At 67.9% G+C, this 11,593-nt stretch carries 13 protein-coding genes and 1 pseudogene; 8 read left to right on the top strand and 6 right to left on the bottom strand.

The genetic code is table 11. The features are described 5' to 3' along the window. Window positions 1–178 precede the first annotated feature (178 nt). A complete protein-coding gene (locus PUR53_RS15200) occupies window positions 179–1,018 on the bottom strand; it encodes an IS5 family transposase (RefSeq protein WP_329908577.1) in 840 nt (279 codons plus the stop codon). 435 nt (window positions 1,019–1,453) lie between these two features. Beyond that, complete coding sequence (locus PUR53_RS15195; RefSeq protein ID WP_329908576.1) at window positions 1,454–2,095, bottom strand: TetR/AcrR family transcriptional regulator; 642 nt, start codon at window positions 2,093–2,095, stop codon at window positions 1,454–1,456. 152 nt (window positions 2,096–2,247) lie between these two features. Between PUR53_RS15195 and PUR53_RS15190 the strand changes: the two genes are divergently transcribed. From PUR53_RS15190 to PUR53_RS15165, 6 genes are all read left to right on the top strand, one after another. Beyond that, window positions 2,248–3,159, top strand: a complete 912-nt coding sequence (locus PUR53_RS15190; RefSeq protein WP_329908575.1) for an SDR family oxidoreductase — start codon at window positions 2,248–2,250, stop codon at window positions 3,157–3,159. 4 nt (window positions 3,160–3,163) lie between these two features. Then, window positions 3,164–4,300: a hypothetical protein gene (locus PUR53_RS15185; protein WP_329908574.1), complete on the top strand. Its 1,137-nt coding sequence runs from the start codon at window positions 3,164–3,166 to the stop codon at window positions 4,298–4,300. Beyond that, window positions 4,297–5,220, top strand: a complete 924-nt coding sequence (locus tag PUR53_RS15180) for an alpha/beta fold hydrolase (protein WP_329908573.1) — start codon at window positions 4,297–4,299, stop codon at window positions 5,218–5,220. The genes PUR53_RS15185 and PUR53_RS15180 overlap by 4 nt, the downstream gene beginning before the upstream one ends. 71 nt (window positions 5,221–5,291) lie before the next feature. Next, complete coding sequence (locus PUR53_RS15175) at window positions 5,292–6,203, top strand: metal-dependent hydrolase (protein ID WP_329908572.1); 912 nt, start codon at window positions 5,292–5,294, stop codon at window positions 6,201–6,203. A 23-nt stretch (window positions 6,204–6,226) separates the two neighbouring features. Then, entirely contained in the window at window positions 6,227–7,327 is a 1,101-nt protein-coding gene (locus PUR53_RS15170) for a PDR/VanB family oxidoreductase (RefSeq protein ID WP_329908571.1), read from the top strand. Between the two features lie 377 nt (window positions 7,328–7,704). Next, window positions 7,705–8,025, top strand: a complete 321-nt coding sequence (locus PUR53_RS15165; RefSeq protein ID WP_329908582.1) for a hypothetical protein — start codon at window positions 7,705–7,707, stop codon at window positions 8,023–8,025. On the opposite strand, the pseudogene PUR53_RS15160 reads toward PUR53_RS15165, so the two are convergent. After that, window positions 7,952–8,187 (bottom strand): annotated as a pseudogene (locus PUR53_RS15160) (ISAzo13 family transposase); the annotation flags it as partial. The gene PUR53_RS15165 and the pseudogene PUR53_RS15160 sit on opposite strands and share 74 nt — an antisense overlap. A 304-nt stretch (window positions 8,188–8,491) precedes the next feature. Here PUR53_RS15160 and PUR53_RS15155 point away from each other — a divergent pair. Further along, on the top strand, window positions 8,492–8,671 hold the full coding sequence (locus tag PUR53_RS15155) for a hypothetical protein (protein ID WP_329908570.1): 180 nt from the start codon (window positions 8,492–8,494) through the stop codon (window positions 8,669–8,671). A 93-nt stretch (window positions 8,672–8,764) separates the two neighbouring features. Here the strand turns inward: PUR53_RS15155 and PUR53_RS15150 are convergent, their stop codons facing one another. Further along, window positions 8,765–8,941 carry a hypothetical protein gene (locus PUR53_RS15150; RefSeq protein WP_329908569.1) on the bottom strand — a complete coding sequence of 59 codons (177 nt, stop codon included), beginning with the start codon at window positions 8,939–8,941 and terminating at the stop codon, window positions 8,765–8,767. A 249-nt stretch (window positions 8,942–9,190) separates the two neighbouring features. Beyond that, complete coding sequence (locus PUR53_RS15145) at window positions 9,191–9,637, bottom strand: nuclear transport factor 2 family protein (protein WP_329908568.1); 447 nt, start codon at window positions 9,635–9,637, stop codon at window positions 9,191–9,193. A 106-nt stretch (window positions 9,638–9,743) separates the two neighbouring features. Between PUR53_RS15145 and PUR53_RS15140 the strand changes: the two genes are divergently transcribed. Next, entirely contained in the window at window positions 9,744–10,346 is a 603-nt protein-coding gene (locus tag PUR53_RS15140; protein ID WP_329908567.1) for a TetR family transcriptional regulator, read from the top strand. 211 nt (window positions 10,347–10,557) lie between these two features. Here PUR53_RS15140 and PUR53_RS15135 read toward each other — a convergent pair whose 3' ends face one another. Further along, entirely contained in the window at window positions 10,558–11,580 is a 1,023-nt protein-coding gene (locus tag PUR53_RS15135) for an NADP-dependent oxidoreductase (protein WP_329908566.1), read from the bottom strand. Window positions 11,581–11,593: the final 13 nt, after the last annotated feature.

Below are 11,593 nucleotides of genomic sequence, written 5' to 3'. Positions count from 1 at the left end.
TCGTCAAGCGCAAGATGTCCAACTACTGGCTCAAGCGGGCTGAGCACCTGACATGGCCCCAGCCCACCCTCACCGGAACCCGAGCTGTCCGCATCAAACGACCCCAACCAGCAGACCCGTAAAGCAACGGCATTGCCTCTAAGAGGGCGTTTGAAGTGGGCATATTGCCCTTGATGTCCTAGTAAGTTCCTCGCCAGGTGGGGGTGGTCTCGTCCGTTATGTGCCTGGCGAGGTTGTCGTCCGAGGCGATGTGGATCATGGCTTCGGAGCTGGCGGTGAGGGTCTCGTAGTCGCGGGCGAGAGGACGGTGCATCATGATCCAACCGATACTCCGCTCGACCACCCAGCGCCTTTTCACAACGTGAAACCCACGGGCGTCCGGGTTTCTGTTGACGACCTCGACGTCGATTCCGAGGCGGGCGCCGTGCTCGACGACGGCGTTCTTGAAGCCGGTGTCGACCCAGCTCTTGGAGATGGTCGGGTACTTCTCCTTCGCCTGGTCGAGGAGGCGTATTCCTAGGGCGTTCTCCGACAGGCCGGCGGCGGTGACGGTCACAGCGAGGATGAGACCGATCGTGTCGGTGAGGATGCCGCGCTTCCTGCCGACGATCTTCTTGGCCGCATCGGTTACCTGACTGGTCAGGGGTACATTGTTGGAGGTCTTCACGCTCTGGGTGTCGATCACGGAGGCGGTCGGCTCGGGCTTGCGCCCCTCCTTCACGCGAGCCAGTCCCGTCAGGTCGTAATTGAGCTGGGCGAAGATCCCTTTGTCGCGCCAGGCCGCGTAGTAGGCATAGACGGTGCCGTGGCTCGGGGAGTCATGCGGGAGGTATTTCCAGGGGATTCCCGTGCGGTTGACGTAGAGGATTGCGTTGGAGACGTCGCGGAGTTCGACTTTGGCCGGCTTTCCGGTCGGCCTGCGGTCGAGGCGGGCCTTTCTCCAGGCCGTCAACGTCGGCTCGATCAAGGCCCATCGTGCGTCGGACAGGTCACTGGGGTACGGCTTGCGCTCACTCACGGCGTAGCGTGCTCATGCATGAGCCGGAGGGCTCGGTTCCGCTGTCCATCAGGCGATTCCGTGGCATCTTCAAACCAGACGGACTTCCGGGTGCAGAAGCGAACGAGACGGATGGCCGAGCCTCCGCCCCGGAGAAGGCCATTCACCGCCTACGGGATGAAAGCCCTCAGAACAGGGCAGAAATGAGAGCCGCATATAGGGCCGAACCTGCATAAACGCCCTCTAAGGCGTGGGTCGGCGACGCCGCGAACGCGGGCTGGAGTGGCTCGACAAAGCCGGAGAAGGTGGCCGACGCCGGCCTCGAAGGCCATGGTGCCGCCGTCCCGCGAGGAGCCCGCCGATTTCTACCACACCGGACGGCAGCCCACGCCTTCCGCTCACCGGCCCGGCGCACTCGGCGGCCTGTAGCTCCTGAAGGAATCCGGGCCTGTGTGATCAGGGCTGATCGCTGACGGCTCGGTAGGCCGCTGTGTAGAGGGTGTGGCACAGGTCGATCAGTTCTTCGACGGTGGCGTTCTGGTGGCCGAGCGTCCAGTCCACGAGGAGTTCGTTGACTCCGCCGACCAGACTGATCGCGGTCATGGTGAGCCGGCTGGAGGAGGCTTCCGGGCCGGGGAGCGGTCCGACGACGGCGGCGATCATTGCGGCGAATTCGTGCAGGACCTCACGGCGCCGTACTTCGAGGCGGGGGCTGGCGCCCACGACCTCGATGAGCACCAGGCGGGCCGTGCGGGCGTCGCCGGCCAGTACGCGGATGAACACCTCGAGGCCGGCGCGCAGCTGGGCGTCGACATCGGGGGCGGCAGCGGCTGCGGCCTGCGCGGTTTCGGCGATGATCGTTGTGATCACATCGTCGTAGACCCCGGCGAGCAGGTCTTCTCGGTCGCGGAACGACTCGTAGAAGTAGCGCTCGGTCAGCCCGGCGTGCGAGCACACCTGCTTGACGGAGACCGAGGCGTATCCGGCCGTGCCGAACAGGTCGAGGCCCGCCTGGATGAGGCGGGTGCGGCGCTCCCGCTGTCGTTGCGCTGCGTCGCGTCCGCCGTAGCGCCGCCCGGCGGTCTGTGTGCCGGTCATTTCTCCCCTTCGCAGAGGTGTTGACACCGGTGTGCTCCGAACTGACACTCTAGCTTGTCAGTTTATCTGACACGGCGACGTGTCAGACGCGCGTGAGGGCCGCTTGCCGCTCGGCGTTCCGCTCATGCTCAGGGCAAGAAAGGGGCTCGACCGTGGCAGCACCGCCCAAAGACCCGTACCCGTTCAGCCGGAGAAACCGCGACAGGCTCCCCCGCACACAGCCGCTGACCGGCAAGGTGATCGCGGTCACCGGGGCGGGGCGCGGAATCGGGCGTGCCGTCGCGGCCCGACTTGCCGCGGCCGGAGCCTCCGTGGCGATCGGCGATCTCGACGCGGAGCTCGCCGTCGAGACGGCCGGCGTCATCGGCGCGCATCCCGGTGGCCGGCTGCTCGGGCTGTCTCTCGACGTCACCGACACACCTTCCTTCGAAACCTTCCTGCGCACCGTCGAGAGCCGGCTCGGGCCGATCGACGTACTGATCAACAACGCCGGAATCATGTGGGTGGGCCCCTTCGAGGAGGAACCGGAGGAAGCCGCCCTGCGCCAGTTCGACGTCAACCTCCACGGCGTACTGCGGGGGATGAAACTCGTGATTCCGGGGATGCGGAAACGCGGTCGCGGCCACGTGGTGAACATCGCCTCCGCCGCTAGCAAGGTCGCACCGGCCGGCGAGGCGACCTACGCGGCGACGAAGCACGCCGTCCACGGCTACAGCACCGCCGTCCGCGCCGAACTGCGCGGCACCGGCGTGCAGGTGTCCCTGGTGATGCCCGGCGTCGTGGACACCGAGCTGGCCGTGGGCACCACGGCCAGCCGCACCCCACGCCTGACGACGGATCAGGTGGCCGACGCCGTGCTCGATGTCGTGCTGCGCCCGCGGTTCGAGGTCTTCGTGCCACGCCAGATAGCCGCCCTGACCCGGCTGGCCGCGCTGCTGCCGGGCCGTGCCCGCGACGCCCTGCATCACCTTCTTGTCCCCGACCAGCTCGCCGCCCTGTCCGACCGGGCGGTCCGCGCGGCCTACGAGCAGCGCACCCGGACCGCCCGCCATCCCGAAGGTTGAGCCCGTGACCACCACGCCCAAGCCGGCGCCCAGCGCGGAGAAGGCCCAGGACGCCGCCGCTCCGCGTCCCATCCCCGAATTCGACGGTATCCACGACGTATGGCCCCGCGGTGACCGGCTGCACGCCGTGCGCAGCGCCGCGGCCGCCTACCGTGAGCGGTTCGTCCAGCAGGGCCGCATCCACGCCGTCCGAAGTTTCGACATCACCGCCGCCCCGTACCCGACCCGGTTCGGCTTCCACGGCGCCGCGCTCGCCGTCAACCCGTTCGTGAGCATCGTCAACCGGATGCTCGTCGTGCAGTTCGACGGCTTCGACGGTGAGCCGAAAACGCTGGTGTGGGAGCCGACCGTCGCCGCCGGATCGGCTCAAGCGCCGTTCTACGCCCAGCTCAAGCGGCTGGCGGGGGACTTCCTCACCGAGCACGTCTTCTCCCGCCAATACCAGGACCCGGACACCGTCCTGCCCTCCTGCGGTCTGCGACCCGAAGACGTGGACTTCGTCAGCTTCGACCACCTGCACGTCCAGGACGTGCGCATGATCATGGGCAGTACCAGCACCATTCCGGGCGAACGGGCGCCCCGCGAAGCGCTGTTCCCGCGCGCCCGGTTGCTGGTGCACCGCAGGGAACTGGGCACGTTCGAATCGACGCATCCGATGCAGTGGGCCTGGTACGTCGACGGAGGCATGGACGGCGTACCGCCCGAGCGCGTCACCGCCTTCGACGGCGATGTGGAACTCGGCGTCGGCGTCAGCCTGCTGTGGACCCCCGGCCATACGGACGGCAACCACTCCCTGGTGCTGAACACCCCCGACGGGGTGTGGGTCTCCTCCGAGAACGGCATCTCGGCCGACAACTGGCAGCCCGAGCTCTCCCGCATCCCCGGGGTGCGCCGCCACGCCGCGTTCTACGGCCATGAGGTGGTGCCCAACGCCAACACCCTGGAGGACTCTCTCGACCAGTACGACTCCATGGTCAAGGAGAAAACCCTCGCCGACCCCAGCCGACGCGATCCGCGCTGGCTGCAGATCCTGCCCTCCTCGGAATTGGCGACCTTCAAGCGGCACTGGCCGGTACAGCCCGGCTTCTTCCACGGCGGTCTGAACTACGGCGAATTGACCCGTGCCGGCGGTGGCCGATGACCGGCCCCACAGCCCGCCGGATCGCCGCGGACGGCGTGGAGTTGGCCGCCTACCAATGGGGAGCGTCCACGGCTCCTGCGGTGGTGCTGGTCCACGGCTATCCGGACACCAGCGCCGTGTGGCGCCCGGTCGCCGAGCGCCTGGCCGACCGCTTCCACGTCACCGCCTTCGACGTGCGGGGAGCCGGTGCCTCCCACCGGCCCAGGGGCCTGCGCGCCTACCGGATGTCCCGTCTGGAAGCCGACCTGGAGGCGGTTCTCGACGCGGTGAGCCCCGGCCGCCCGGTGCACCTGGTCGGACACGACTGGGGATCGATCCACTCCTGGGAGTCGGTCACCGGCACCCGCCTGGCCGGGCGGATCGCCTCGTTCACCTCCATCTCCGGCCCCTGCCTGGACCACGTCGGCCACCTGATCCGTGCCCGCGTCCGGCCGCGGCATCCGGATCTGCCGAAGATGCTGTGGCAGGGCGTACGGTCCTGGTACGTCACCTTCTTCCACCTCCCCCTCCTGCCCGCCCTGACCTGGAGAGCACTGGGACACCGCTGGCGCGCCTTCCTCACCGACTCCCAGGGCATGCCCGGGCACACCGCCTACCCCGCGCCGACGCTGGTCCGCGACGCCGTGTCCGGCACCGCGCTCTACCGCGCTAACATGCTGCCCCGCCTGCTGCGTCCCCGGGACCGGCCGACCACCGTCCCGGTCCAACTCCTCATCCCCACACGCGACTTCTGCGTCACACCGGTGCTGTCGTACGGAGTGGAGCGCTGGACGCGCCAGATACGACGGCACCCGATCGACGCCGGGCACTGGGTACAGCTCAGCCACCCCGATGAGGTCGCGTCCCGGATCGCGGAATTCGCCGACCGCGTCGAAGACGGTGCGCAGTGCGGTCCGGACCGCACTGCGCACCCGAACTGACCGACCAACAGGCCGGCAGTACTGGACGACTGCCTTCCCCTACTTCGATCGCTGACGAGGAGGAACCTGCCGTGTTCCGAGCCGCTCGTGCCCACCAGAAGAGGCCGTCCGAGCCCATCGACCACCACGACCTGGTGCTGCAACCCCGGGACGTCACCTTCGACTGGAGCGCCACCCCGCTGCACTGGCTGCCCGGTGAGCCCTTCGCGACCCACACCATCGATGTGCTCCACCTCATGCTCCCCGAACTCGAACGCTGGTTCGTGCGCACCTTCGAGCAGGCACTGCCACTGATCACCGATGACCGGCTGCGCGAGGACGTACGCGGCTTCATCGGCCAGGAGGCGATGCACGCCGAGGCGCACCAGGAGGTCCTGGAGCACCTGTTCACCAAGGGGCTTGACCCGGCTCCGTACACCCTGCAGTCCGAATGGATCTTCCGAAGGGTGCTCGGGGACCGGCCGGAGCTGACGCCGGCCGCCGCACACGCGCACCTTCTCCAACGGCTCGCCCTCATAGCGGCCTTCGAGCACTTCACCGCGTACATGGGTCACTGGATTCTCAGCAACGGGCACCTGGACCAGGCCGGCGCGGACCCCACCATGCTCGATCTGTTCCGCTGGCACGGCGCGGAGGAGGTCGAACACCGTTCGGTCGCGTACGACCTGCTGGTGCACCTCGATCCCCGGTACCGGCGCCGAGTGGTCGGCATGCTCGTCACCGCTCCGGTGCTGACCCGGCTGTGGATCCGCGGAGTCCGCTTCCTGATGCGGGCCGACCCCGAACTCGACGACCGGGTCAAGGTCCGCTTCCGCGACTACCTGGCCGCGGCCCGCAAGGACCTGTTGCCTCCGCCGGGCGAGTTCACCCGCTCGGTGCTGCGCTACTTCCGCCCCGGGTACCACCCGACCCAGGAGGGCTCGACCCAGCAGGCGGTCGCCTACCTGGCGGCGTCCCCTGCCGCTCGAGCGGCAGCCCGTTGAGCCGGCGACCAGTGAGGCACCCCATGAATATCAGCACACCCGTCACCCGGCCGCCGGACCTGTACGGCAGACCGCGCGGCGACTCCTTCATGCAGAAGCTGGCGGCTTTCAGCGACCACGCGGTCACGCGCCTCGCGCGGCGCGGCACTCCTCCCAGGCGCCCACCGACCACCGAGACGCCCGTGATCCGGGAACTGGTGGTCGCCACCAGGCACCAAGAGGCCGAAGATGTCATCTCGCTGCGGATGGAAGCACCAGACGGGTCAACACTCCCGCCCTGGCAGCCCGGCGCCCACATCGAACTGCGCCTGCCCTCCGGCCGCAAGCGGCAGTACTCGCTGTGCGGCGACCCCGCCGACCGGTACCACTACCGCATCGCGGTGCGCCGCATCGCAGGCGGCGGAGGCGGTTCGGCCGAAGTCCACGACACCCTGAAAGACGGTGTGCGGGTCGCCGTCGCCGCGCCCCGCAACGCCTTCCCCTTCGCCGCCGAAGCGTCCGTCCTGCTCATCGCGGGCGGCATCGGGATTACCCCGATCCTGCCGATGGCCCGGGAGGCCGCCCGACGCGGGCTGGACTGGAGGCTCGTGCATACCGGCCGCAGCCGTGCCTCGATGCCCTTCGCGGCAGAGCTGGCCGAACTCGCAGCCGCAGCCCCCGGCCGGGTCCGCATCCGTCCTGACGACGAGTCCGGCGTGCCCGAGGCAGCGGATCTGTTGAGCTTGAGCCCGGCGGCGGGCGCGGTGTACTGCTGCGGGCCCGCCCCCATGATCGACGGCGTTCGGCGCGCGTTCGATGGCAGTCGCGCGTCAGCCCTGCACTTCGAGCGTTTCGCCCCGCCCCCGATCACGGACGGCCGTCCCTTCGAACTTCAGCTGGGCGACAACGGACGGGTCCTGCCGGTGCCGTACGACCGCTCCGCCCTGGACGTTCTCCACGCGGCCCTGCCGGACATGCCGTTCTCCTGCCGTCAGGGGTTCTGCGGAACCTGCCGGGTACGGGTGGCGCACGGCCGTGTCGATCACCGTGACCGTCGGCTCACCGCCACCGAACGTGCGGAGGGCGCCATGCTGCCCTGCGTCTCGCGCGCACCGGAAGGAGAGCGGTTGGTGCTGGATATGTAAGCGATGGCCCAGCGCCAGTGGAGCGCGGGCCCGCGCCGCGAGGAACCAGCGGCAACGCTGCTACCAGACCCTTGGCGCGACCCACCGCCTGGACGATGTGACGGTCTGGGACACCGCCAGATCCAGCGGCAAGCCGAGCCACCAGACCGGCCACCGGGCGCAGCGCGAACAGTTGACGGGACATCACTTGGCTGATCTTCACCTCGCTCTCCGAGCTCCCTCGCCGGCGTCGCGGATCAGCGGCGTGGCCGCCGCTGCGACAGTCCGGGCAGCGCGCGGTGCTGACGTTAAGGCGACTTGGAGGCGTAGGAGTTGATCCGGCTGGTCATTACGTCATGGGAAGGACAGCGGCCTAGGAGACGGTGATCCCGGCGGCCATGGCGATCCCCGTACCGGCAGCCTGGTCCTACACCGAGGCCGCTGCCGCGGTCATCAGCCTGATGACGGAGCGCAACGCCCTGTCCACGGCCGCACGGCTCCGGCCGGGCACGTCGCGGTCGGGGCGCGATGGTCTGGCCCTTCGGCAGCTGGGACTGGACGAGCTCATCGCCACCGGCGAGCAGGACTTCGCCGACCGTGTCCACGAGATGACCGGCGGAGCCGAAGCCGACGTCATGGTTGGGACCTGGCTGTTGAGGGTGGAATGGTGTAGCCACGCTCGGCCAGGAGGGGCCGGTCTTGGTGAACGGCCCTGGTGAGGGTGCTGCCATTTACTCCGAAGAGCTGGGCAGTAGGTCTCGGGTGCCGAGCCTGCCGAGGTAGGGAACGGTGGCCAGGACTCTATCGGCCGTGTTCAGCCTGTCCTTCGTCCCTGCGCCGCGAGCGCGGATGTGCGCACCTCCTCGTTGCCGGAGCCGTCCCTGTCAACGTGACTCCGCGAGTTTCCCAGTCAGTGCGTTGTGGCAAACCGGATCTTGTTCGAGGTGTGCGGCGCGGGTGGTCATTCGGACAGACGTGCCGGTGGGGTCGCGGGCATGAAGAAGCGGGCCTCCCCGTAGTGACGTGGTTGTTGAAGCCCGTCACGGCCAAGGAGACCCGTTGTCCGGACAGTGGACCATTTCCGCTGCGCCCGCGTCCATCACGGCCACTCCGGAGTGTGACTGTTACGTGCACAGGTTCGGTTCGATCGCTCCGGGGCGGCGGGTGCGGTGTTACCCGAGTGACATGACGGACGTGGAATGGGCCGAGGTCCGCTCCGCGATGCCGGTACCGGCCTGGCTGCTCAATCGGGGTGGGTGCCCGGAGGCGCACTGCCACCGCGAGATGCTTCTGCCGGTGCCGGTGCCGGTGCCGGTGCCGGTGCCGGTCCCGTTCGCCGGGCCACCGACGGATCCTCACCCATGACCGCGACGACCTGGCATCGCACCGGCTGGCCCATCTCGGCGAGGATTGTCAGCAACTGATCCGCGAGGACCCCGTCCGGGGCCGGGTCCGGCACTACCGGCACCGGCTCTGCGGCCTGGTGACCAGCCCGGACAGCACCTCCCACGTGATCGTCAGCCGTTCGATCTCCCGCCGGCACTCCTTGATCAGCTCTCCGATCTGCGCGGCTTCCCCTTCCAGCCGCAGCCACTCGACCCGAGCCGCCGCCTCCCGTTCCGCAAGTAACCGCAAGATCTGATCGTCATCCACCCGCTCACCCCCACCGAAAACCGGCCAACCAGCCCATACCCACCGGCCATCGAATGCCGCAACGGGCCGACATCGCTGCTCAGCAAGCAGGTCACTCAGGAAGAAACGCGCCCTCCGGTCATCACCGATTTTTTGGCGAGAGCGACCGGCGGGCGGGCGACCTGTTGGCGTGCGAGTTCGACACAGGCACCCGCCCTGGGCTACAGGAGTGACCGCGAGAGATTCCTGCGGCTACTCGGCTGCTAGGGCGGCGACGAGATCCGGGTTTTTGTAATAGATGTCGAAATGCACGATGCGGCCGTTGCGGGAGCGGTGAAACTCGATCACCGGCATGGCAACGCTCTTGCCGGTTTTGCGGCTCGTGTAAAGAACTTCGGCTCGAAGGACGGATTCGTCCTCGTTGAAGCGTTGAACTTCCGAAGACTGCACGACAACCTCGAACAGTTCGAACATCAAAGCGAGCCGGCCGAGCACCTTGTCACGGCCGTGGGCTTGCCCGCCCCAGGGCAGAACGTCTGGAATCCAATTGGTGCAATCGTCATCGAGCAGAGTCGGCAGCTCTGCTTCGATGGTGCTACCGCGCTGGCCGGCAGTAAGCATGCGGTTAGTGACGCTCACGGGGTCGTTGCTGGCAACGTCGGCAGTCTCGGACCCTGGCGCGGTCAAGTCGTCGGACATTTTTCACTCACCTTCAGTTAGCGGTTAGTCGGCATCCTGCGCCTAAAATGACAGTCCCTGTCAATCGAGGCGCAGCATGCCAATGGAGGCGCGGTATGCCTGCGGGATGGCTACAGTGATCTCCCGTTCTGCGGGTCTCCGAGACATCACGCGTCACGCGGTAAGCGCACGGATTGCGGCTGTCGCTGTCGAACTTTTTGCCGAGCATGGCTTCGATCAGGTCACGGTCGAGCAGATCGCCGCCGCCGTCGGGATATCTCCGCGGAGCTTCCATCGGTATTTCCCCGCCAAAGAAGACACCGTCATCAATGATCCTGGCCAATATGGTCAGGCCGCCTGCGACGCTTTCACTGCCCGCCCGCGAACCGAACCGGTCTGGACCTCACTGCGCGAGGCCGTCGACGTTGTACTGAGGGAAAATGTCAGCGACAGTGAACGCGGTAAGCAGATCATGCGGATCATTGACGGATCGGCTTCCCTCCGCGCACGGGTCCTCGAAAAGCACCTATTGTGGGGGCAACTCCTCACTCCACTAGTCGCGCAGAGCCTCCCCGGAGACGACGTGCTCCTGCGCGCGCAAACGCTCACCAAAGCCAGTTTGGTTTGTCTCGGGGTTGCGCTCGCTGCCTGGGCCGAACCCGACGAAACCGCCACCGTCAGCGACCTACTCCGCCGCACCTTCGCCGCAGTCCAACCTGAAGAATGCTGAGGTAGTCGGCGGTCCAGCCCTTAGGCTGGTCCAGTCACCATCGCAAGGCGCGCCTTGGCCAGGCCGAGGCGGACTGAACGCCGCGCCAGGCGCGTCTCCCTCGGCCCATCATCGTCACCCTGAAGTGCCGAACTCAGTAATGGCCACGTCCCTGACGTGAGCTGTGGTGCATCACCGCGTTCGGCAGCCTCGGCCTTCAGGTGAGTGGGACTCAGTCGTGCTGGCCGAGATTGGTGCGCACGACCATTTTGCCGATGTTCTGTCCGCGCATCATGTCGAGGAATGCGTCGGCGGCGTGGTCGATCCCGTCGACGACTGTCTCGTCGTACGCGATGTGGCCGTCGCCCAGCCCTTCGGTCATGAGCCGGCGGAACTCGGGGGCGAGGGCGAGGTGGTCCGCGACGGTGAACGGTTCGAGCGTGAGCGACCGTGCGGCGACGTTCGCGAGATGGCGCGGGCGGCGCGCCGGTCCGGACGTGTTGTATTCGGAGATCGCACCGCACAGGGCGGCACGGCCGCCGTCGTTGAGGGTGGCCAGGGCGGCGTCGAGGTGGTCGCCGCCGACGTTGTCGAAGTAGACGTCGATGCCGTCGGGGGCGGCTTCGGCCAACTGCGCGGCGACCGGAGCGTCCTTGTAGTTGAACGCCGCGTCGAAGCCGTACTTCCCGGTGAGAAGGGCGACCTTCTCGGCCGAACCGGCGCTGCCGATGACCCGGCCCGCGCCCAGGATGCGGGCGAGCTGGCCGGCGGTGGAGCCGACCGCGCCCGCCGCACCGGACACGAAGACCGTGTCGCCGTGGCGCATGCGCGCCACGGCGGTCAGGCCCGCGTAGGCGGTGAGGCCGACCAGACCAAACATGCCGAGGTGGAGCGAGAGGGGTACGCCCGGAGCCTCCGGCACGATGCGGAAGCCCTCGGCGTGCTCCTGTGCCACGTCACGCCAGCCGTACTCGTGCAGGACCCAGGTGCCCACGGGCAGGTCCTCGGAATCGGAGGCGATGACGCGGCCGACCGCGCTGCCCGTCATCGTCTCGCCGAGGGGGAACGCCCAGCCCGGAACGTCGCTCATCCGCATGCGCATGTACGGGTCGACGGAGACGAATTCATTGACGACGCGGACGTGTCCCGGCTTGAGGGGGCCGTAATCGACCTGGACGGTGCGGAAGTCCTGGGGCGTCGGCCACCCGTCGGGGCGCGAGACGAGCTGGATCTGGGTGCTGGTGATCTCTGACAAGGGTGCTCCCGGT

Source organism: Streptomyces sp. SP18BB07 (genome assembly GCF_036322545.1).
Lineage (GTDB): Bacteria > Actinomycetota > Actinomycetes > Streptomycetales > Streptomycetaceae > Streptomyces > Streptomyces deccanensis.
This window is presented reverse-complemented; position numbering and strand designations above follow the sequence as displayed.